This is a genomic window from Rhodococcus sp. BL-253-APC-6A1W, assembly GCF_012843405.1.
Taxonomy (GTDB): domain Bacteria; phylum Actinomycetota; class Actinomycetes; order Mycobacteriales; family Mycobacteriaceae; genus Rhodococcus.
Genome location: NZ_JABAFB010000003.1, coordinates 367,891 through 390,054 on the forward strand (window position 1 = coordinate 367,891; position 22,164 = coordinate 390,054).

Sequence of the window (22,164 nt, forward strand, 5' to 3'; positions counted from 1 at the left end):
AACGCTAGTGCAGCGGTTGATCGTGCCAGCGGCCGGTGAGGACCCCGATGGCGCCGAGCGCGACCGCCGCGGCCGTCGAGGTGCGCAGCACAGTCGGGCCGAGCGACACCGCGACCGCACCTGCCTCGACCAGTGCCCGCACTTCCGTGTCGTCGAGTCCGCCTTCCGGACCGACCACCAGGATCACATCGCCGGCATCGCGCAGGGGCAGGTCCGCGAACGGGGTGGTCGCCGACTCGTGGAGAACGGCCACCACACCCCCGCTCGCGACGGTCTCCCGCACCCGCTCGAGCACGTCCGCGGTCCGGTGCAGAGCCGCCACCTGCGGCACGTAAGCACGACGGGACTGTTTCGCAGCCGCCACCGCGACAGCCTGCCACCGGGCAACACCCTTGTCCGCCTTGGCATCCCACCGAGCGACACAGCGCGCCGATTGCCACGGCACGATCGCGTCGACACCGGCTTCCGTCGCGAGTTCGACAGCAAGTTCGGAACGGTCCGATTTCGGCAGCGCCTGGACGACGGTCACAGCGGGCCGCGACGCGGGAACCGTGCGCCGTGCGCGCACAACCGCTTCGAGCCTGTCCTTCGCCGCGGCGGTGACTTCTACCTCGGCGACGCCGCCCCGCCCGTCGGAGAACACGAGTGGCTCCCCGACGGAGATGCGGCGAACCGTCGCGGCATGCCGACCCTCCTTGCCGTCGAGCACGGCGATCTCACCGGGCTCGGGCAACGGATCGAGATAGAACAGGGTGGCGGCCACGGCGGCTAGCGGGCGCTGAACGCGTCGCGCAGGCGGGAGAACAACCCACCGGAGTGCTGCGAACCGTTGGTCACCACTTCGGCGTGGTCACGCTCGTTGTTCCGGCGCAGTTCTTCGAGCAGCTTGGTCTGCTTGCTGTCGAGCCGCGACGGTACGACCACCTCGAGGTGAGCGTGCAGGTCACCGCGTGTGCCGGACCGGAGTTTCGGCATGCCGTGCCCGCGCAGCACCGTGACGGAGCCGGGCTGGGTTCCCGGGGCGACCGCGATCTCGGTGGGCCCGTCGAGAATGGTCTCGAGAGTCACCGACGTGCCGAGTGCCGCGTCGACCATCGGCACACGAACGGTGCAGTGCAGATCGTCGCCGTCGCGCACGAACACCTCGTGCTGCTGCTCGATGACCTCGACGTACAGGTCACCCGCGGGGCCGCCGCCCGGGCCGACCTCGCCCTGCGCCGCGAGGCGGATGCGCATTCCGTTGCCGACGCCCGCCGGCACCTTGACCGTGATCTCGCGACGAGCCCGGACCCGGCCGTCGCCACCGCACTTGCGGCACGGATCTGGGATGGTCTCACCCGCTCCGCGGCAGGTCGGGCACGGGCGCGAGGTCATGACCTGCCCGAGGAAGGACCGTTGCACCGACTGGACCTCGCCGGCGCCACCACACGTCTCGCATCGCACGGGCTTCGAATCGCCGTGGGTGCCGGAACCGGTGCACTCGTCACACAGGATGGCCGTGTCGACCGTGACGCTCTTGGTGACACCGCGCGCGCATTCCTCGAGGGTCAGACGCGTACGCAGCAGGGAGTCGGCGCCGGGCTGCACGCGGCCGCGGGGTCCACGGCTGCCGCCGGCCCCGCCACCGAAGAACGCCTCGAACACGTCGCCCAGGCCACCACCGAAGCCGGCGCCTCCGAAGCCGCCGCCACCGCCGCCACTCGTCTCGAGGGGGTCGCCGCCGAGATCCACGATCCGGCGTTTGTCGGGGTCGGACAGCACCTCGTACGCCGCTGAGATCTCCTGGAACCGCACCTGGGCGGATTCGTCGGGGTTCACGTCGGGGTGATGTTCCCGCGCCAACTTGCGGTACGCCCGTTTGATCTCCTGGTCGGTCGCGCCTTTGGACACGCCGAGCGTCCCGTAGTAATCCCGTGCCACGTTGAGTTCTCGTCCTTACTTCTCTACACAGATGAACAATGTCCGGCGTCGAACCGTGCTCAGCGCTCGCCGAGTACTTCGCCGATATATCTCGCGACGGTCGCGACCGACGCGATGGTTCCCGGATAGTCCATCCGGGTGGGGCCGAGCACCCCGAGCCCGCCGAAGACCGTGCCTGCCGCACCGTATCCGGTGGAGACGACCGAGGCGGTGCGCATCTCCTCGACCTGCGTTTCTTCCCCGATGCGGACGGTCACCCGGCCCGCGTCCTGGCTGGCGGCGAGCAACTTGAGCACCACCACCTGCTCCTCGAGGGCTTCGAGGACCGCGCGCAGCGATCCCGGCACCCCGTGACCGTGACCCTCGAAGTCTGCGGCGTTGCGGGTGAGGTTGACGGTGCCGCCCAGCACGAGGCGTTCCTCGGGATGTTCGACCAGGGTCTCCACGAGAATCGTGGCGCACCGGATGACGGCGTCGCGCAGGTCCTCGGGCGCATCGTCGGCGAGTTCGGTGACGGCGATCGACGCCGCCGCGAGGCGCTTGCCCGCGAGTGCGGCACCGAGCAGATCGCGCAGTCGCGCGAGATCCTCGTCGCCGATGACATCCCCGAGTTCCACGATGCGCTGATCGACCCGGCCGGAGTCGGTGATGAGCACGAGCAGCAACCGCGCCGGCGTGAGTGCGACCACCTCGAGGTGACGCACCGACGACGCCGACAGCGTCGGGTACTGCACGATCGCGACCTGCCGGGTCAGCTGTGCCAGCAGCCGTACGCCGCGTCGCAGCACGTCGTCGAGGTCGACTCCGGATTCGAGGAATTGCAGGATCGCCCGTCGTTCGGCCGCCGACAGCGGTTTGACCTCCGCGATGCGGTCGACGAACTGGCGGTATCCCTTGTCCGTGGGAACCCGGCCCGAACTCGTGTGCGTCTGGGTGATGTACCCCTCCGCCTCCAACGTCGCCATGTCGTTGCGCACCGTCGCGCTGGACACACCGAGATTGTGGCGATCGACAAGCGTCTTCGAGCCGATGGGCTCCTTGGTGGACACGTAATCCGCCACGATCGCGCGCAAGACCTGAAATCGTCGTTCCTCGGTGCTCGACAACCCGCCCACCTCCGTTTCCACATGTGCGTGCTACATGTCCCGTACCGGACCAGTCTAATCGTGTCCGAAATGTGCAGGCACGTGCCACACCGGGCCGGCCGTTCGCCCGGAGCACAGCGCCTACCGCCGTGAGGGCCGGGCGGGGGTCACCCGTACTGTGTGCGCATGATTTTCAAGGGCGTCCGGGACGGGAAGCCGTACCCCGATCACGGGTTGTCGCTGCGTGACTGGTCGCGAATCCCACCGCGGCAGGTGCGTCTCGACGAAATCGTCACCACAACCAAGGTTCTCGAACTCGACCGGTTGCTGTCCGAGGACTCGACCTTCTACGGCGACCTGTTCCCGCACGCGGTGCAGTGGCAGGGCGTGCTGTATCTCGAGGACGGGTTGCACCGCGCGGTGCGGTCGGCGCTGCGCAACCGCCCGGTGCTGCACGCCCGCGTCTTCGACTACGACGCGCTCGCACCCGCGCCGGACGCGCCGGCCGAACTCCCGCCGTCGGAGCCGTTCCCCGCGCCGGGTGAGGCGTTGGGCGGCGAGCCGGACTCGCCGCCGAATCCGCCCGGGGTCGGGCGCCACCGGAGCGACGACGCCGGCGACGAATAGCGCCGCGCTCGGCGCCGGGCGGGATCAGCCCTCGGCGCCGAGCAGGATCGTCCGGACCACCGCGTCGGCGAGGAGCCGCCCGCGGTCGGTGAGGACGAGATGTTCGTCGGAGATCTCCGCGAGACCGTCGGCGACCACCGAGTCGGCGGCGACGCGCTCCCCGGCGTCGAGGACGCCGAGGGGCAACCCGGTCCTCAACCGGACCGCGAGCATCACGACTTCGGTGTGCACGTCCTCGGCGCTCAGGCGCTCGCTTCCGCCGACCGGCAGACGTCCGTCCGCGAGGATGCCTGCGTACCGCGCGGGATGCTTGACGTTCCACCACCGGGTTCCGCCGACGTGACTGTGCGCGCCGGGACCCGCTCCCCACCAGTCGCCGCCGTCCCAGTAGCCGAGGTTGTGGGCACAGCGCGCCGAAGGGTCTTGCGCGGCAGCCCAGTTCGATACCTCGTACCAGGTCATGCCTGCATCCCGGAGACGTGCGTCGATCCGCTCGTACCGTGTGGCGAGCACGTCGTCGTCGGGGGCGGGAAGCTCTCCCCGGCGCACCCGCCGGGCGAGCGCGGTGCCGTCCTCGACGATGAGCGCGTACGCGGACACATGATCGACGCCGGCGTCGAGCACCGCGTCGAGAGATGCCTCGAGGTCCGAGTCACGCTCCCCCGGTGTGCCGTAGATGATGTCGAGATTCACGTGGTCGAAGCCCGCTGCGCGGGCCTCCCGCGCCGCCGCGACCGGGCGTCCCGGAGTGTGGGTGCGGTCGAGTACGGCCAGCACGTGCGGCGCGGCGGACTGCATGCCCAGCGAGACCCGGGTGTATCCCGCGGCGCGGATGCGGTCGAAGAATTCGGGCGAGGTCGACTCCGGATTCGATTCGGTGGTCACTTCCGCACCGGGAGCGAGACCGAACGACTCCCGGACGGCGCCGAGGACATCTGCCAGCCCGTCCGCACCGAGGAGCGACGGTGTGCCACCCCCGACGAACACCGTCTGCGCGGCCGGCGCGCCCCGGCCGGTGCCGCCGAGCATCTCCGCGCCGGCGGCGAGTTCCCTGCGCAGGCCCTCGAGCCACGATGCCGGCGAGGCAGCGCTGCCGAGTTCACCCGCCGTGTAGGTGTTGAAGTCGCAGTAGCCGCAGCGCGTCGCGCAGAAGGGGACGTGGACGTACACCCCGAACGGCCGGGTGCCCACTCCCTCGAGGGCGTGCTCGGACAGCGCGAAGCCGTCCTCGGCATCGGCGACACCTGATTTTCCCGCGGTGCGTTCACCGATTTCCGTCGTACTCACACCCCCAGTGTCCCAGACACGCGCGGGCCCGCGACCACGGCCGGGGCGCCTACCTCGACATTTCCCCCGAATTCGGTGGAAATAGCCGCCGAGTTTCGGAATCGCGCCGATGACATGGCACAATTGGCGACATGACCGGACCCGGAGTGCGACTCGTGGCTCGCCGCCACGTCGACCTCAAGCGCGTCTGTGCGTCATGCTGTCTGCCTTGCGCCGCCTGTTTCTGCGCCGACTGTCTGTAGTCGGCACCACCCGGCAATCCCCAGATCCCGCCGGGTCGAGGCGTGCTCGCAACGAGGTACAGCTCCCTCCTGCGCACTCGGCCCGTCAACGCACACTCCAGGAGACCCCGCATGACGTCGTCCACCGACGCCACTCCCACCGACGGTTCGGCAGCCCCAACCCGGCGTGCGGGGCGGCCCACCAAGACTCGCGCCGAAGGCCAGTGGGCTCTCGGCTACCGCGAGCCGCTCAACGCCAACGAGCAGACGAAGAAGGACGACAACCCTCTCAACGTCCGCCGGCGGATCGAAGAGATCTACGCGCACCAGGGCTTCGACAGCATCGACAAGTCCGACCTGCGCGGCCGCTTCCGCTGGTGGGGCCTCTACACGCAGCGAGAACAGGGCTACGACGGTACGTACACCGGTGACGAGAACCTCGACCTGCTCGAGGCCAAGTACTTCATGATGCGGGTGCGATGCGACGGAGGCGCGCTCAGCGCCGCGCAACTGCGCACCGTCGGCGAACTCTCCACCGAGTTCGCCCGCGACACCGCCGACCTGTCCGACCGCGAGAACGTGCAGTACCACTGGATCGAGGTCGAGAACGTTCCCGAGATCTGGCGCCGTCTCGAAGCGGTCGGATTGCAGACCACCGAGGCGTGCGGCGACTGCCCCCGCGTCGTGCTCGGGTCGCCGCTCGCCGGAGAGTCCCTCGACGAGGTCATCGACGGCACCCCGGCCATCGACGAGATCGTCCGCCGCTACATCGGCGACCCGAAATACTCCAACCTGCCGCGCAAGTTCAAGACCGCGATCTCCGGTCAGCAGGACGTCGTGCACGAGATCAACGATGTCGCGTTCGTCGGCGTCGAACATCCCGAGCACGGGCCCGGGTTCGATCTGTGGGTGGGCGGTGGCCTGTCCACCAACCCGATGCTCGCCCAGCGCGTCGGCGCCTGGATCCCGCGCGACGAGGTTCCGGACGTGTGGGAAGCGGTCGTCTCCGTCTTCCGCGACTACGGCTACCGCCGCCTGCGGGCGAAGGCGCGCCTGAAGTTCCTCATCAAGGACTGGGGCATCGAGAAGTTCCGCGAGGTGCTCGAACAGGAGTACCTGAAGCGTCCGCTGATCGACGGTCCCGCGCCCGAGAAACCGGCCCGGCCGATCGACCACATCGGCGTGCAGAAGATTCGCAACGGCCTCAACGCCGTCGGCTTCTCCCCGATCGCGGGACGGGTGTCGGGCACGGTCCTGACGAAGGTCGCGGACGCCGCCGAACGAATCGGTTCCGACCGTATCCGGTTCACCCCGTACCAGAAGCTGGTGATCCTCGACGTCGCCGACGACAAGGTCGAGGAGCTGATCGCCGAACTCGAGCCGCTCGGGCTGCGTGCCCGGCCGTCGCACTGGCGGCGCAACCTGCTGGCGTGCAGCGGAATCGAATTCTGCAAGTTGTCGTTCGTCGAGACCCGCAAGCGCTCGCAGGCACTCGCGCCGGAGCTCGAGCAGCGACTCGCCGACATCAACGCCGACCTCGACGTGCCGATCACGATCAACATCAACGGTTGCCCGAACTCCTGTGGCCGGTCGCAGATCGCGGACATCGGATTCAAAGGCCAGCTCGTCGACGACGGCGACGGGAAACAGGTCGAAGGCTTCCAGGTCCATCTCGGCGGCAGCCTCGGCCTGGACTCCGCATTCGGCCGGAAGCTGCGGCAGCACAAGGTGACCAGCGACGAGCTCGGTGACTACATCGAGCGCGTCGTGCGCAATTTCATGAAGCACCGCACCGAGGGCGAACGTTTCGCGCAGTGGGCCGTACGCGCGGAAGAAGCCGACCTGCGATGACCGAGACAACCGACGAGCGGACGGGGCAGATGACGATCGACACCGCGACAGCCGACGAGCTGCGAGCGATAGCCGCGCGAGGTGCGGAAGAACTGGAAGGCGCGTCCACTCAGGAACTTCTGCGGTGGACCGACGAGACATTCGGGGCGCCCGTCGAGGGCGCACGCAGCGGATACATCGTCGCCTCCAACATGCAGGACGGCGTCCTGGTCCATCTCGCGGCGCAGCAGCGCCCCGGCGTGGACGTGCTGTTCCTCGACACCGGCTACCACTTCGCCGAGACCCTCGGGACCCGCGACGCCGTGGAACAGGTGTACGGCGTCAATGTCGTGAACGCCCGCGCCGCGGCCACCGTCGCCGAGCAGGACGCACTGCTCGGCAAGGATCTGTTCGCCCGCGATCCCAACGAGTGCTGCCGCCTGCGCAAAGTGGTGCCGCTGACCGAGTCCCTCCGGGGCTATCGCGCATGGGTCACCGGTATCCGCCGGGTGGAGGCGCCCACTCGCGCGAATGCGCCGCTGATCTCCTTCGACGATGCGTTCGGCCTCGTGAAGATCAACCCGATCGCCGCGTGGTCCGACGAGGACATGCAGAACTACATCGACGAGCACGGAATTCTGGTCAACCCGCTCGTCGACGAGGGTTACCCGTCCATCGGGTGTGCCCCGTGCACTTCCAAACCACTTCCCGGGGCCGATCCGCGCAGCGGACGCTGGGCCGGCCGAGCCAAGACCGAATGCGGGTTGCACGCCTCATGACACTCACCGATCCGACTCCCACCACTGCCCGCGCCACGCTGGACGGCACCAAGTTCGACACTCTCGACGCACTCGAGTCCGAAGCGATCCACGTCTTCCGTGAGGTCGCCGGGGAGTTCGAGCGGCCGGTGATCCTGTTCTCCGGCGGCAAGGACTCCACCGTCCTGCTGCACCTGGCGATCAAGGCGTTCTGGCCCGCACCGCTGCCGTTCGCGCTGCTGCACGTCGACACCGGGCACAATCTGCCCGAGGTTCTCGACTTCCGCGACCACATCGTCGAGAAGTACAACTTGCGTCTGCACGTCGCGAGTGTCGAGGACTACATCGCCGACGGGCGGCTCACCGAGCGGCCCGACGGTATCCGCAACCCGCTGCAGACCGTCCCGCTGCTCGACGCGATCACCGAGAACCGTTTCGACGCGGTCTTCGGCGGTGGCCGGCGCGACGAGGAACGCTCGCGCGCCAAGGAGCGGATCTTCTCGCTGCGCAACGCATTCGGCCAGTGGGATCCGAAGCGGCAGCGCCCCGAGTTGTGGAACCTCTACAACGGCCGCCACTCCCCCGGAGAGCACGTCCGGGTGTTCCCGCTGAGCAACTTCACCGAACTCGACATCTGGCGCTACATCGCCCGCGAGGACGTCGAACTCGCGAGCATCTACTACGCGCACCAGCGCCCGGTCTACCGGCGCGACGGCATGTGGATGACGCCCGGCGTCTGGGGCGGCCCCGCCGACGGCGAGACCCTCGAAACCCGCTCGGTGCGCTACCGCACCGTCGGTGACGGCTCGACGACCGGCGCGATCCTGTCCGAGGCGGTCACCAACGAAGACATCCTCGACGAGGTCGCCGCGTCGCGGCTGACCGAACGGGGCGCCACCCGGGGCGACGACCGTGTTTCCGAAGCGGCCATGGAAGACCGCAAGCGAGAGGGCTACTTCTGATCATGAGCGACCTCCACGAGCCCGGCCTGCAGAGCGAGACGCAACTGCTGCGGCTCGCCACCGCGGGCAGCGTCGACGACGGTAAGTCCACCCTCGTCGGCCGGCTCCTGTACGACACCAAGTCGGTGCTCGCCGATCAGATCGACGCTGTGACACGAGCTTCGGTCGACAAAGGCCTCGACACCCCGGACCTCTCGCTGCTCGTCGACGGTCTGCGTGCCGAACGCGAACAGGGCATCACCATCGACGTCGCCTACCGGTACTTCGCGACCCCGAAGCGCAGCTTCGTGCTCGCCGACACCCCGGGGCACGTCCAGTACACCCGCAACACCGTCTCCGGCGCCTCGACCGCCCAGCTCGTGGTGCTGCTCGTCGATGCGCGCAAGGGGGTCATCTCTCAGACCCGTAAGCACGCCGCGGTGCTCGCGCTGCTCGGTGTGCCGAAGCTGGTACTCGCGGTCAACAAGATCGACCTCGTCGACGACCCCGCCGAGGTCTTCGGCCGGATCAGTGCGGAGTTCAACGAACTGACGGGTTCGCTGGGCTGGTCTCCCGACGACGTGCAGGAGATTCCGGTCTCGGCGCTGCACGGCGACAACATCGCGATCCGGAGCGAGAACACGCCCTACTACGACGGCCCGACGCTGATCGAGCACCTCGAGTCGGTGCCCGTCGACGCCGACGTGCACGGACGGCACGAGGTGGGTCTGCGCTTCGCGGTCCAGTACGTGATCCGGCCCCGTACCGCGGAGTTCCCGGACTACCGCGGGTACGCCGGTCAGATCGCCGCCGGATCGGTCCGGCCCGGCGACGAGATCGTCGTCCTGCCTTCGGGGGTCCGGTCCACGGTGCAGCGCATCGACACCGCCGACGGTGAACTCGACATCGCACACGCCGGTCGCTCGGTCACTCTCGTTCTCACCGACGACGTCGACATCTCCCGCGGCGACCTGCTCGCCTCGCCCGGGGATGCACCCGAACCGCTCTCGGAGTTCGAGGCCACCGTGTGCTGGCTCGCCGAGAAGCCTCTGCGGCCCGGCGCGCGTCTGCTCCTCAAGCACGGCACTCGCACCACCCAGGCGATCGTCGGCACGCTCGAGGAACGATTCGACGAGCAGACCCTCACCTCGGAAGATCACCCGGAGTCCTTGGAGCTCAACGAGATCGCGCGTATCACGGTGCGTGTCGCGGAGCCGATCGCGGCGGACGACTACAAGGTCAACCGGCGTACCGGCAGTTTCCTGCTGATCGACCCGGCCGGCGGCAACACGCTCGCCGCCGGACTGGTGGGCAACGGTCTCGCGGACATCGAACTCGGAGATCGCGTCCCCGCATGATCCCGCTGATCGCCGTCGCGCACGGCAGCCGCGACCCCCGCTCTGCGCGGGCCGTGGCTGCCGCGCTCGCGGTGCTGCGGACAGAGCACCCCGAATGGGATGTGCGCCTCGCATTCCTCGATCTGAACACGCCGTCGGTGCCGCAGGTTCTCGACGCCGTCGCCGCCGACGGGCACCGCCGCGCGGTCGTCGTACCGTTGCTGCTCGGCAGCGCGTTCCATGCCCGCGTCGACCTGCCCGCGATCCTCGCCGACGCACGCACCCGCAATCCCCTGCTGGAGGTGACGCGTGCCGACATTCTCGGCGACGACGCGCTCCTCGTCGCCGCCGCCCGCGACAGCATCGCGTCGACGGGTGTCGCGCTGGACGACCCGTCCGTCGGGGTTGCGTTCTGTGCCGTCGGCTCGCGCCGAGACGAGGCGAATACCGCCACGGCGCGCGTCGTTCCGCGGGTCGCCGACGGCACCGCATGGGCGGCCGTCCCGTGCTACGCCACGGCTGCCGAGCCGACTGCCGCCTCGGCGCTGGGACTGCTGGCCCGGTCCGGGTGCCGCACCCTCGTGGTCGCACCCTGGATGCTCGCTCCGGGGCTTTTGTGGGACCGGGCGTGTGCCGCTGCCGTCGAGGCGCATCCCGGCGTACGTATCGCCCCGACCCTCACCACGCATGCCGCCGTCGGGCACGTCGTCGCGGAGCGTTATCTCGCGGCGGTTCGGCGCGCCACCGTTCGCGCCGCCGCCTGACACGGCCGCCCGCTGCCGGGGATCCGGCTACCGAGAGCCCTGCTGCCCAGAACACGGCTGCCCTGAACACGGCTGCCCTGAACACGGCTGCCCGACCTCGTTCGATGTCCTCGCGTTCACTTTTGTCCTATACAAGTAGGTGTTCCATCGAACACGAACGACCTCGGGCTCGGATCACTTCAGGGAGCGCACGTGCAGAACGAGTTACGCCGCTACATCGACCGTCTCCGCACCGAGGGATTCTCCGTGCGCGACGATCACGGCGAAGACCCCGACCTGATCGACATCGAGGGCAAAGCCGTCAACACGTGGCGCAAGAACTACCCGTACGACGAGCGTATGGATCGGGCGACCTACGAAGTCGAGAAATACCTGCTGCAGATCGAACTGCTCAAGTTCCAGGCATGGTCGAAGGAGAACGGCTCGAAGCACGTCATCGTCTTCGAGGGCCGTGACGCCGCCGGCAAGGGCGGCACGATCAAACGTTTCCAGGAATACATCAATGTCCGGCACGCCCGGGTGGTCGCGCTGAACAAGCCGTCCGACCGCGAGCAAGGGCAGTGGTACTTCCAGCGCTACGTCAGGCACTTCCCCACCGCGGGAGAACTCGTGATGTTCGACCGCTCCTGGTACAACCGCGCCGGTGTCGAACGGGTCATGGGATTCTGCACCGACGAGGAGTACGAACAGTTCGTCACGCAGGTCCCGATGTTCGAACAATTGGTCGTCGACTCCGGGATCTCGCTGACGAAGTTCTGGTTCTCCGTCACGCGGGACGAGCAGCGCACGCGGTTCGCGATTCGTCAGCTCGACCCGGTGCGGCGCTGGAAGCTCTCCGAAATGGACCTCGAGTCGCTCGAACGCTGGGAGGAGTACACCGCGGCGAAGGAAGAGATGTTCCTGCGTACCGACACCGACCTCACCCCGTGGACCACGATCAAGTCCAACGACAAGAAGCGCGCGCGGATCAACGCGATGCGCTTTTTCCTGAACCAGTTCGATTACGACGACAAGGACACCCAGGTGGTCTTTCCGGCCGATCCGAACATCGTGCAGCGAGGCAAGGACGCCGTCGGCGACTGAGTATCCGTTCCGACGCGATACGGCAGATTCGTTGCTCGACCGTGCGGCCTACCCCAGACTGAAGAAGACAGGGAGCGAGGATCCATGAGCACAGGAACACCGGCCGGGGGAATCGTGGTGGGGATCGACGGGTCCGACAGCGCGATGTACGCGGCCAGGTGGGCCGCCGCGATCGCACGCAAGCTCGGTGAACCGCTCCGGCTCGTCCACGCCCATCCCGGGGGCCCCGGCGACGACGACGAACCCACGCGCGCCGTGCTCGACGACGCCGAGGCCGCGGTCCTCGACACGGAGACGGCACGCCAGGCGACAGGCGAGCGCATCCCCGTGGGTGAGTTGGCGATCGAGAAGATTCCGGTGGCGGGCCGGCCCGCCAACGCGTTGTCCGACCTGTCGGCGTCGGCGCGGATGATCGTGCTCGGGCAAACCACCACCAGCGAACTACAGTCCATGTTCCGCAGGTCCGACGTCGTGTACGTCGCCAACCACGCGGTCTGTCCGGTGGTGTCGTGGCGGAGTGAGAACGGTTTCCAGCCCCCGGACGGACGTCCGATCGTGGTCGGGGTCGACGGCACCGAACTCAGCTCCTCCGCGATCGCGGAGAGCTACATCCTCGCGGCGGCGCTGGAGGCACCGCTCGTCGCCGTGCACACCTGGGTGGAACAGTCCACGATCACGTACGGCGAAGATTCTCGCTTCACGGACTGGACGGATTTCGCGACGTTCGAGAGGGCCGGAATGGTGGAGTCCATGTCCGGCTGGGCTTCCCGATTTCCCGATGTGCAGGTCGAGCACCGGGTCGAGCGCGGCAAGCCCGACATCGTCCTGCTCCAGCACTCGGCCGATGCACAGCTGCTCGTCGTCGGCAGCCACGGCCGCAGCGCGAAGTCGTCCGCGATACTCGGCTCGACCAGCCAGGGACTCATCCACCACAGCTACTGCCCGGTGGCGATCTGCCGCACTAGGTGACGGGGACCGCGTCCAGTTGCGGCGCCCTCGTGGCGCGGGCGTAGACGGTCTCGCCCGCAGCCAACCCGAGGGCGTGCGCGTCTCCGCGGGTGACCTGGGCCGAGAACGGCTCGCCCGTCGCCTCGTTGCGCAACTCCACTCGCACCTCGAAACCGAGGTGCACGACGCGTTCGACGGTGGCGCGGGTGATGCCCAGTGTCTCGGCCGTTCCCTCGTGCTGCGCCAGCGCGAGTTCCGGCTGCCGTCCGAGCCGGATGTCGTGAGGTCGTACGAGTTGGCCGTTGAGCTTGGACACGGTGCCGAGGAACGACATCACGAAGGTGTTGGACGGCCGGTCGTACAACTCTTCCGGGGTTCCGACCTGCTCGATGCGGCCCTGGTTCATCACCGCGATGCGGTCGGCGACGTCGAGCGCTTCTTCCTGGTCGTGAGTCACCAGCACCGTGGTGACGTGAACTTCGTCGTGCAGACGGCGCAACCAGGTCCGCAGGTCGGTGCGGACCTTGGCGTCGAGTGCGCCGAACGGCTCGTCGAGAAGCAGCACACGGGGATCGACCGCGAGTGCTCGCGCCAGGGCCATGCGCTGGCGCTGACCACCCGAGAGTTGCGCGGGGTAGCGGGACTGGAAACCGCCCAGGCCCACGATCTCGAGGAGTTCGTTGACCTTCTTCTCGATCTCCGGCTTGGGCCGCTTGCGGATCTTCAGCCCGAACGCGACGTTCTCCCGCACCGTCATGTGCTTGAACGCGGCGTAGTGCTGGAAGACGAATCCGATATCGCGCTTCTGCGGCGTCACGGTGGTCACGTCCTCGCCCGCGATGTGGACGGTGCCGCCGTCCAGCGACTCGAGACCCGCGATGGACCGCAGCAACGTCGACTTCCCGGACCCGGACGGCCCGAGCAGCGCGGTGAGCGACCCCGACGGGATGTCGAGGCTGACATCGTCGAGTGCCGCGAAGCTGCCGTAATTCTTGCGTGCCCCGGTGACGGTGATCATTCTTCGGTGCTCCTCTTGCGGTCGAGCAGGGTCATCAGCAGCAGGACGATCACCGCGATGGCCATGAGCAGGGTCGCGGCGCTGTAGGCGCCGAAGGTGTTGTGGTCGTCGATGTAGCGGGCATGCACGAGCAGAGTCAAGGTCTGGGAAACACCGGGGAAGCCCGACGAGACCATGATGACGGCACCGAACTCACCGAGCGCGCGGGCAACGGTCAGCACCACTCCGTAGGTCAGTCCCCAGCGGATGGCCGGCAGCGTGATCCGCCAGAACGTCTGCCAGGTATCGGCCCCGAGGGTCGCGGCTGCCTGTTCCTGTTCCTCACCGATCTCGTACAGGACCGGTTCGACCTCGCGGACCACGAACGGCAGGGTCACGAAGATCGTGGCGATCACCATGCCGGGGAGCCCGAAGATCACCTTGAATCCGAGGGATTCGACGGCACCGAACCAGCCGTTGGCACCCCACAGCATGATCAGCGCGACACCGACCACGATCGGCGACACGGCGAACGGCAGGTCGACGACGGCTTGCAGGAGGCGGCGGCCGGGAAACCGGCCACGGACGAGTGCGAGCGCCACGACGATGCCGAACACCACGTTGACGGGTACGACGATCGCGACGATCAGCAGCGAAAGATTCAGGGCGGAGATCGCCGCCGGGGTGCTGATCGACTCGGCGAAGGCGCCAATTCCGTTCTCGAACGTGCGGTACAGGATCACGCCGATGGGCACGAGCAACAGGACGAACAGATACCCGAGCGCGATCGTGCGCAGCGAGATCTTGACGGGAAGCGACACGTTCACCGGTCGTTCTCCTGTCTGCGGAGGCCACGGCTCGCGACCCAGCGGAGCACGAAGAGGGCGACGAAGGCGATGAGCAGCAGCACCACCGACACGGCCGCGGCATTGACGGGCCGATCGATCTCGATCTGCTGCTGGATGTACTGGGAAGCGACCTGGGTCTGATACGGAATGTTGCCGCCGATGAGCACGATCGAGCCGTATTCACCGATGGCACGCGCGAATGCCAGGCCGGTGCCGCCGAGAATTGCCGGCGCGAGCACCGGCAGGACCACGGTGCGGAAGATCGTGAAGTTGTTCGCCCCGAGCGACGCGGCAGCCTCCTCCACCTCCCGGTCCACCTCGATGAGTACCGGCTGCACGGCCCGGACGACGAACGGCAGCGTGACGAACGCCAGGGCGATCACCAGGCCGGGCTGGGTCGCGTTCAGTTGCAGCCCGATGGGACTCTGCGGCCCGTACAGCGAGAGCAGCACGATGCTCGCGACGATCGTCGGCAGGGCGAACGGCAGGTCGATCAGCGCGTTGACGACCTTCTTACCGGGAAACTCGTCGCGGACGAGGACCCAGGCGACGATCGTGCCCATCACCGCGTTGATCGCGGCGACCACGATCGAGACGCCGACGGTCACGCGCAGGGTTGCGAGGGCAGCGGGAGCGGTGACCGCGTTCCAGAACCCACCGAATCCGTCCGACAGCGAATGGGCGGCAAGCGCAGCGAGGGGCAACAGGACGATCAGGCTCAGCCACAGCGTGGCCACGCCGATCCCGAGAGGTCCGACGGTGCCGGTGATCCGTGCTCTGCGTGTGCGACGACGAGCCGCCGGCGCGGGAGGCGTTGCTCCCGCACCGGCAGTCTGCTCGGAAATGCTCAAGACGACGCTCTACTTCGTGGCGTTGTCGTAGACGATCGCGATCGAGCCGGAACCGTCCGCGAACAGTTCTTCGTTGACCGTGTCCCAGCCGCCGAGATCGGCGACGGTCCACAGCTTCTCCGGCTCCGGGAAGTCCGCGGCGAACTCTGCCGCCACGGCAGGATCGACGGGCCGGAACCCGGCCTCGGCCCACAGACGCTGGCCTTCGGGGGTGTAGAGGAAGTCGTTGAACGCCTGCGCCTTCTCGGCGTTCGGCGAGTTCTTCAGGACCGCGGCAGGATTCTCGATCTTGAATGTGACAGGCGGAGTGACGTGTTCGACGGGGTCACCGTTGCGCTCGATGAACAAGGCTTCGTTCTCGTAGCTCAGGAGAACGTCGCCGGTCCCCTGCAGGAACGTCTCGGTTGCCTCGCGCCCCGACTTCGGCTGGACCTTGACATGATCGTTGACCAGGGCGGTGACGTAGTCGATCCCGGCCTGCGGGTCTTCACCACCGTTGCTGAGGGCCGCGTACGGTGCCAGCAGATTCCATTTCGCGGAGCCCGAACTGAACGGATTGGGGGTGACCACCTCGACGTCGGGACGTAGGAGATCGTTCCAGTCCCGGATGTTCTTGGGGTTTCCCTCACGCACCACGATGGTGACGACCGAGCCGAACGGCACACCCCCGTAAGCGTTTTCGTTCCACGCTTCGTCGACGAGCCCGGCCTCGACGAGGCGGGTGACATCGGGCTCGACGGAGAAGTTCACGAAGTCGGCCGCGGCCCCGTCACGCACCTTCCGCGACTGGTCCCCCGACGCTCCGTAGGACTGCTGGAAAGCGACGTCCGTGCCCGCTTCGGTTTCCTCGAAGGCAGGGATGAGCAGGTCGTATCCGACCTTCGGCACGGCGTAGGCGTAGAGGTTGATCGTGCCGGCGGAGCCGTCGCCGCCACCCTCGGCGCCTGCGGTGTCGCTCGACCCGCCGCTGCACGCGGTCAGTGCCGTCACGGTGGCCGCCGCCACTGCGGCAACGAGAACTCTGGTGCGCTTCTTCATGACACAAGCCTCCTGAGGGGCTGTTCGGTGAGGTGATCGAACGGACGACGGCAACGCCACCCGGCACACCACGAACCGGGGTGAGTCAGGGCGACGGAATCATCCGTGAGGGGAGCGCGGCGGACAGGAGCGAGAAGACTCCCCGCCGAAAAGAGGGACCGGGTCGAGAAACAGGGTCAGCGACAACAGTCGATATCGGCAACCGAGGGCATACCTACAGCGATCAACGCCAGTTCATGGCGGATTCGAGGTAGCGCGGTCGCGGTCACTCGGCAGACTCTAGCAGAGGCTGTGGGGCTCCCGAAACCGACGTTTCGGGCGACGAAGCAGGTGTCAGCGGGTCAGTAACCAGGCGATGACGACGAGCAGCAGCAGGGCGATCAGCGCCAGGGTCACACGCGAGCGCGGCATGTCAGCAATCCTCCGGGTCCGGGGCGGGCGATACGGGTTCGCGGCGTCCGACCATCGCGAACGCTCCGGCGATCACGCGGTCCAGCAGCCAGGCGACGCCTCCGCACAGCGGCACCAGCACAACGAGTACGAGTGCCGACTGCGGCACAAAGGACAGTCCCGCGAGCCACAGCTCGAAACCGTCCCACCACGATGCCAGTCGATCCACTCTCCTCACCTTAGTGGCTGCCGGAACTCGTCCGTACGCAGCCCGGCAATGCCGCCCCGGACAGCTCCCTTCGCGGGATCATGGGGGGATGGCTTCGTCACACCGCCTCCGGGTCGCCGCACTGCACGACAGCCCGCATCCGCCGATCGACGATTATGCGTTCCTGTCCGACTGTGAGACGACGTGCCTGATGGCGCGCGACGGATCGGTGGAATGGATGTGCCTGCCGCGCCCGGACTCCCCCAGCGTGTTCGGCGCGGTCCTCGACCGCAGTGCCGGCCGGTTCCGTCTCGCACCGCACAACCGCAGCGTTCCGGCGGCGCGCCGTTATCTGCCCGGCGGGCTCGTCCTCGAGACGACGTGGCAGACCGACACGGGCTGGATGGTGGTGCGCGACGCGCTGGTGATGGGGCCCTGGTACGACGTCGACGAACGCTCCCGTACCCATCGGCGCACCCCGTCGGACTGGCAGGCCGAGCACGTTCTGCTCCGTACCGTTCGCTGCGTCAACGGCACGGTCGAACTGGACATGTCGTGCGAGCCCGCCTTCGACTACCACCGGTGCGGCGCCGAGTGGCGGTACACCGGAAAGGTATACGAGGAAGCGACGGCGATGCGGGCCGGCGCACCCGACGAACAACCCCAGTTGCGGTTGACCACCAACCTCCGGATCGGCATCGAGGGTGGTGAAGCGCGCGCCCGTACCCGGCTCGACAAGGGTGACTCGGTGTTCGTCGCACTGTCGTGGTCGGAACTGACGCCGCCGCGGACGTTCGCCGACGCGGTCGCGAAGATGACCAGCACGCAGGATTTCTGGCGGGAATGGATCACCACCGGGCGCTTCCCGGATCATCCCTGGCGTACCTATCTGCAGAGCAGCGCCGTGATCCTCAAGGGTCTGACCTACGCCCCCACCGGCGCACTGCTTGCGGCACCGACCACTTCCCTTCCGGAAACACCTGGCGGAGAACGGAACTGGGACTACCGCTACGCCTGGGTTCGCGACTCGACGTTCGCACTGTGGGGCCTGCACACACTCGGGCTGGACCGCGAAGCCGACGACTTCTTCTCGTTCATCCTCGACGTCTCGCAGAACGCCGACGGGAGCGACCGCACATTGCAGGTGATGTACGGGGTGGGCGGCGAGAGCTCACTTCCCGAGTCGACACTCGACCATCTCAGCGGATACGACGGCGCCAAGCCGGTCAGGATCGGAAACGACGCGTATCAGCAACGCCAGCACGATATCTGGGGAACTCTTCTCGACTCGGTGTACCTGCACGTGCGTTCTCGGCGGCAGATCCCCGAATCGCTGTGGCCGATCTTGCGTCAGCAGGTCGAGGAAGCTGCCGCTCATTGGCGCGAACCGGACCGGGGCATATGGGAAGTGCGCGGCGACCCGCAGCATTTCACGTCGTCGAAGGTGATGTGCTGGGTAGCTCTCGATCGCGGCGCGAAGCTTGCCGACCTGCACGGCCGGGACAGCCACGCGCGGCGGTGGGCGGCGACCGCCGACGAGATCAAGGCGGACATTCTCGAGCACGGCGTCGACGAAAGAGGCGTGTTCACACAGCGATACGGAGACCCGTCACTCGACGCCTCTACCCTGCTGATCCCGTTGTTGCGCTTCCTTCCCGCCGACGACCCCCGGGTGCGCGCGACGGTACTGGCCGTGGCCGACGAGCTGACCGAAGACGGACTGGTGCTGCGCTATCGCGTCGAGACCACCGACGACGGACTCTCGGGCAAAGAGGGAACCTTCACGATCTGTTCGTTCTGGCTGGTGTCGGCACTCGTGGAGATCGGGGAGGTCGAACGTGCCGCAGCGCTCTGCCATCGCCTGCTCGAGTTCGCCAGTCCCTTGAAGTTGTACGCGGAGGAGATCGATCCCGAATCCGGTCGACATCTCGGCAACTTCCCGCAGGCGTTCACGCACCTGGCGCAGATCAACGCGGTGGTGCACGTCATCCGCGCCGAGAGCAGAGTCCACACGGGGGAATTCCGCCCGGGACACCCGATCACCTGACCGGTGTCGTTCCCGCCGCCCCGCGTCAGCGGAAACGGGCCAGAAGCGCTTCCGCTGACGCCGCGATCTCGCGGATGACCTGTCCCGCGGGTCGCTCCTCCCGCACCGAGCCGACAGCCTCCCCCGCGTAGACCACACCGATATCGGGATCGTCGCCGGTGTACGCCTCGGCGAGGACGTCCTCGTCGGCGACTGTGCCGTGGAAGCGGTCGGTGAACGCATTCGTCAGCGCGCGCCCACCCCACCGTGACGGCCACGGTTGATGCCGGGCCTTGTCGAAGATGTCGGTGTAGACGGTATCCGCGCTCCCGGCGTCGACGACCTTCGTGCGCGCGTACTCGGGGCCGACCGTTTCCGGGCTCGCCAGCAGCGCGGTCCCGACGAACGCGCCCTGCGCCCCGGCTGCCAGAACCGCGGCGAGTCCCCGTCCGGTGGCGATTCCGCCCGCGGCGAGCACCGGCAGCGACGTGGACTCGAGAACCTCCTGGAGCAGCGGCAGAGTGCCGACCCTGCCCGTGTGCCCGCCGGCCTCGTGTCCCTGGGCGACGACGGCATCCACGCCCGCCGCCTCGACGACCCGCAAGTCGTCGAGCGTGTTGATCTGCGAGAGGACCAGCGCACCGGCCTCGCGGACCCGGTCGACGTACGGGGCCGGATCGCCGAACGACAACGCGACCACCTGTGGGCGGTGCGCGAGTACAGCAGCGAGCAGTGAATCGTCGTCGGCCAGCGACCACGTCATCAGCCCGAACCCGACCGGCCCGTCCCCGATGTCGCGGGCGACGCGCACTTCGGTGTCGAGCCACTCGGGGGTGTTGTACCGGGCCGCTCCGATGAGTCCGAGGCCGCCGGCTTTGGTCACCTCTCCCGCCAGCACACCCCCGGCGCGCCCGCCCATCGGCGCCCCCACGAGCGGGACGGAGATTCCGAGTGTCCGGGTCAGCCAGGTGTCGAGCACTGGTTCTCCTTCGTGGGGCCGCGCGAGAACTACTCCGGGAACTACTTCTTGGGCTTGTCGGACGCGGCGTCGGACGAGAGCGCCGCGACGAATGCCTCCTGCGGCACCTCGACACGACCGATCGTCTTCATGCGCTTCTTGCCTTCCTTCTGCTTCTCGAGCAGCTTGCGCTTACGGCTGATGTCGCCGCCGTAGCACTTCGCGAGCACGTCCTTCCGGATGGCCCGGATATTTTCGCGCGCAATGATTTTCGATCCGATCGCCGCCTGGATCGGCACCTCGAACTGCTGACGCGGAATCAGCTCACGCAGCTTGGTGGTCATCTTGTTGCCGTACGCGGCCGCGGCGTCCTTGTGCACGATCGCACTGAAGGCATCGACGGCTTCGCCCTGCAACAAGATGTCCACTTTCACCAACGCCGATTCCTGCTCGCCGGACTCCTCGTAATCGAGGCTGGCGTAGCCGCGGGTGCGCGACTTCAGGGAATCGAAGAAGTCGAAGATGATCTCCGCCATCGGCAGCGTGTACCGCAACTCGACGCGGGTCTCGGAGAGGTAGTCCATGCCACCGAGCTCGCCGCGGCGGGACTGGCACAACTCCATGATCGAGCCGATGAATTCGCTGGGCGAGATGATCGTGCACTTGACGATCGGCTCGTAGATCGCCCTGGCCTTGCCCTCGGGCCAGTACGACGGGTTGGTGACGATGGTTTCCTGACCGCCCTCGAGCACCACGCGGTAGACGACGTTCGGCGCGGTGGAGATGAGATCGAGGCCGAACTCGCGCTCGAGACGTTCTCTCGTGATCTCCATGTGCAGCAGACCGAGGAAGCCACACCGGAAACCGAACCCGAGCGCGACCGACGTCTCGGGCTCGTAGGTCAGCGCTGCGTCGTTGAGTTGCAGCTTGTCGAGCGCGTCACGCAGGTCCGGGTAGTCCGAGCCGTCGACGGGGTAGAGACCCGAGTACACCATGGGCCGCGGCTCGCGGTATCCCGTGAGCGGTTCGGTGGCGCCGTTGCGCGCGAGCGTCACCGTGTCGCCGACCTTCGACTGACGCACGTCCTTCACGCCGGTGATGAGGTACCCGACCTCGCCGACGCCGAGGCCCTGGGTGGGCTTGGGCTCGGGCGAGACGATGCCGACCTCGAGCAGTTCGTGCGTGCTGCCGGTGGACATCATCTTGACCTTCTCGCGCGGCACGATCCTGCCGTCCACCACGCGCACGTACGTGACGACACCACGATAGGTGTCGTACACGGAGTCGAAGATCATGGCGCGCGCCGGCGCGTCGGCATCACCGACGGGAGGCGGCACCTTCCGGATCACCTCGTCGATCAGAGCCGGGACGCCTTCGCCCGTCTTGCCCGACACGCGGAGAACGTCCGACGGCTCGCATCCGATGATGTTCGCGATCTCGGCGGCGTAGCGATCGGGATCGGCGGCGGGCAGATCGATCTTGTTGAGGACCGGAATGATCGTCAGGTCCTTGTCGAGCGCGAGGTACAGGTTCGCGAGCGTCTGCGCTTCGATGCCCTGCGCCGCGTCGACCAGCAGCACCGCACCCTCACAGGCCTCGAGTGCTCGCGACACCTCGTAGGTGAAGTCGACGTGGCCGGGCGTGTCGATCAGGTGCATCACGTACTCTTCGCCGTCGTACTTCCACGGAAGCCGGACGTTCTGCGCCTTGATCGTGATGCCGCGTTCGCGCTCGATGTCCATGCGGTCGAGGTACTGCGCGCGCATCTGCCTTTCCTCGACGACGCCGGTGAGCTGCAGCATCCGGTCCGCGAGCGTCGACTTGCCGTGGTCGATGTGCGCGATGATGCAGAAGTTCCGAATCTTCCCGGGGTCCGTGAAGGTGGTGTCGGCGAAGGTGCTGATGTCGTGCTCCTGACTCGGGATGGCAACGGTCGTGCAGACCGCGGTCACACCAGCAGAATATCCAAGCCTGCGCGTGCTCGGGACCCCGGCCGGGGCTCGGCTCACCGAGCCCGGTGCTCACCGGCTCGCTAAGCTCGGTCCTC

At 67.6% G+C, this 22,164-nt stretch carries 20 protein-coding genes; 9 read left to right on the forward strand and 11 right to left on the reverse strand.

Annotation, left to right across the window (positions count from 1 at the left end; translation table 11 throughout):
* Nucleotides 1-4: 4 nt before the first annotated feature.
* The 3 genes from HF877_RS06395 to hrcA are packed head-to-tail and all read right to left on the reverse strand — an operon-like array spanning nt 5 to nt 3,026.
* A complete protein-coding gene (locus tag HF877_RS06395) occupies nt 5-763 on the reverse strand; it encodes a 16S rRNA (uracil(1498)-N(3))-methyltransferase (RefSeq protein WP_169620320.1) in 759 nt (252 codons plus the stop codon).
* A gap of 5 nt (nt 764-768) precedes the next feature.
* The gene (dnaJ, locus tag HF877_RS06400; RefSeq protein WP_169620321.1) at nt 769-1,920 is read right to left on the reverse strand and encodes a molecular chaperone DnaJ; all 1,152 of its coding nucleotides are present in this window, start codon (nt 1,918-1,920) and stop codon (nt 769-771) included.
* Nucleotides 1,921-1,979: 59 nt separating this feature from the next.
* Nucleotides 1,980-3,026 (reverse strand): heat-inducible transcriptional repressor HrcA, encoded by a 1,047-nt coding sequence (gene hrcA / locus HF877_RS06405; protein ID WP_169620397.1) that lies wholly within the window; start codon nt 3,024-3,026, stop codon nt 1,980-1,982.
* A 165-nt stretch (nt 3,027-3,191) separates the two neighbouring features.
* Here hrcA and HF877_RS06410 point away from each other — a divergent pair, with 165 nt between their 5' ends.
* Nucleotides 3,192-3,632, forward strand: a complete 441-nt coding sequence (locus HF877_RS06410) for a type II toxin-antitoxin system VapB family antitoxin (RefSeq protein ID WP_169620322.1) — start codon at nt 3,192-3,194, stop codon at nt 3,630-3,632.
* Between the two features lie 24 nt (nt 3,633-3,656).
* Here the strand turns inward: HF877_RS06410 and hemW are convergent, their stop codons facing one another.
* On the reverse strand, nt 3,657-4,847 hold the full coding sequence (hemW, locus tag HF877_RS06415; RefSeq protein ID WP_206036740.1) for a radical SAM family heme chaperone HemW: 1,191 nt from the start codon (nt 4,845-4,847) through the stop codon (nt 3,657-3,659).
* Between the two features lie 425 nt (nt 4,848-5,272).
* On the opposite strand from hemW, the gene HF877_RS06420 reads away from it, so the two are divergent.
* From HF877_RS06420 to HF877_RS06450, 7 genes are all read left to right on the forward strand, one after another.
* Nucleotides 5,273-6,991: a nitrite/sulfite reductase gene (locus HF877_RS06420; protein WP_169620324.1), complete on the forward strand. Its 1,719-nt coding sequence runs from the start codon at nt 5,273-5,275 to the stop codon at nt 6,989-6,991.
* Between the two features lie 29 nt (nt 6,992-7,020).
* Nucleotides 7,021-7,749 carry a phosphoadenylyl-sulfate reductase gene (locus HF877_RS06425; protein ID WP_169620398.1) on the forward strand — a complete coding sequence of 243 codons (729 nt, stop codon included), beginning with the start codon at nt 7,021-7,023 and terminating at the stop codon, nt 7,747-7,749.
* Nucleotides 7,746-8,690, forward strand: a complete 945-nt coding sequence (gene cysD / locus HF877_RS06430) for a sulfate adenylyltransferase subunit CysD (protein ID WP_169620325.1) — start codon at nt 7,746-7,748, stop codon at nt 8,688-8,690. Before HF877_RS06425 ends, cysD begins: the two co-directional genes overlap by 4 nt.
* Nucleotides 8,691-8,692: 2 nt before the next feature.
* Nucleotides 8,693-10,027 (forward strand): GTP-binding protein, encoded by a 1,335-nt coding sequence (locus HF877_RS06435; RefSeq protein ID WP_169620326.1) that lies wholly within the window; start codon nt 8,693-8,695, stop codon nt 10,025-10,027.
* Nucleotides 10,024-10,770, forward strand: coding sequence for a sirohydrochlorin chelatase (locus HF877_RS06440; RefSeq protein WP_169620327.1), 747 nt, complete (start codon nt 10,024-10,026; stop codon nt 10,768-10,770). Before HF877_RS06435 ends, HF877_RS06440 begins: the two co-directional genes overlap by 4 nt.
* 192 nt (nt 10,771-10,962) lie before the next feature.
* Nucleotides 10,963-11,853, forward strand: a complete 891-nt coding sequence (gene ppk2 / locus HF877_RS06445; RefSeq protein ID WP_169620328.1) for a polyphosphate kinase 2 — start codon at nt 10,963-10,965, stop codon at nt 11,851-11,853.
* A gap of 84 nt (nt 11,854-11,937) precedes the next feature.
* Nucleotides 11,938-12,822 (forward strand): universal stress protein, encoded by an 885-nt coding sequence (locus HF877_RS06450; protein ID WP_169620329.1) that lies wholly within the window; start codon nt 11,938-11,940, stop codon nt 12,820-12,822.
* On the opposite strand, the gene HF877_RS06455 is transcribed toward HF877_RS06450, so the two are convergent.
* From HF877_RS06455 to HF877_RS06475, 5 genes are all read right to left on the reverse strand, one after another.
* On the reverse strand, nt 12,815-13,819 hold the full coding sequence (locus HF877_RS06455) for a sulfate ABC transporter ATP-binding protein (RefSeq protein ID WP_169620330.1): 1,005 nt from the start codon (nt 13,817-13,819) through the stop codon (nt 12,815-12,817). The two genes, HF877_RS06450 and HF877_RS06455, sit on opposite strands and share 8 nt — an antisense overlap.
* The gene (gene cysW / locus HF877_RS06460; RefSeq protein ID WP_169620331.1) at nt 13,816-14,625 is read right to left on the reverse strand and encodes a sulfate ABC transporter permease subunit CysW; all 810 of its coding nucleotides are present in this window, start codon (nt 14,623-14,625) and stop codon (nt 13,816-13,818) included. The genes HF877_RS06455 and cysW overlap by 4 nt, the downstream gene beginning before the upstream one ends.
* Nucleotides 14,622-15,416, reverse strand: a complete 795-nt coding sequence (cysT, locus tag HF877_RS06465; RefSeq protein ID WP_296549262.1) for a sulfate ABC transporter permease subunit CysT — start codon at nt 15,414-15,416, stop codon at nt 14,622-14,624. The genes cysW and cysT overlap by 4 nt, the downstream gene beginning before the upstream one ends.
* Before the next feature lie 90 nt (nt 15,417-15,506).
* The gene (locus tag HF877_RS06470) at nt 15,507-16,535 is read right to left on the reverse strand and encodes a sulfate ABC transporter substrate-binding protein (protein ID WP_169620333.1); all 1,029 of its coding nucleotides are present in this window, start codon (nt 16,533-16,535) and stop codon (nt 15,507-15,509) included.
* A 412-nt stretch (nt 16,536-16,947) separates the two neighbouring features.
* Nucleotides 16,948-17,154, reverse strand: a complete 207-nt coding sequence (locus HF877_RS06475; RefSeq protein WP_169620334.1) for a hypothetical protein — start codon at nt 17,152-17,154, stop codon at nt 16,948-16,950.
* Nucleotides 17,155-17,242: 88 nt separating this feature from the next.
* On the opposite strand from HF877_RS06475, the gene HF877_RS06480 reads away from it, so the two are divergent.
* Entirely contained in the window at nt 17,243-19,180 is a 1,938-nt protein-coding gene (locus HF877_RS06480) for a glycoside hydrolase family 15 protein (RefSeq protein WP_169620335.1), read from the forward strand.
* A 25-nt stretch (nt 19,181-19,205) separates the two neighbouring features.
* Here the strand turns inward: HF877_RS06480 and HF877_RS06485 are convergent, their stop codons facing one another.
* Both HF877_RS06485 and lepA read right to left on the reverse strand, forming a co-directional pair.
* Nucleotides 19,206-20,138, reverse strand: coding sequence for a nitronate monooxygenase (locus HF877_RS06485; protein WP_169620336.1), 933 nt, complete (start codon nt 20,136-20,138; stop codon nt 19,206-19,208).
* A 41-nt stretch (nt 20,139-20,179) separates the two neighbouring features.
* On the reverse strand, nt 20,180-22,069 hold the full coding sequence (gene lepA / locus HF877_RS06490) for a translation elongation factor 4 (protein ID WP_296549240.1): 1,890 nt from the start codon (nt 22,067-22,069) through the stop codon (nt 20,180-20,182).
* Nucleotides 22,070-22,164: the final 95 nt, after the last annotated feature.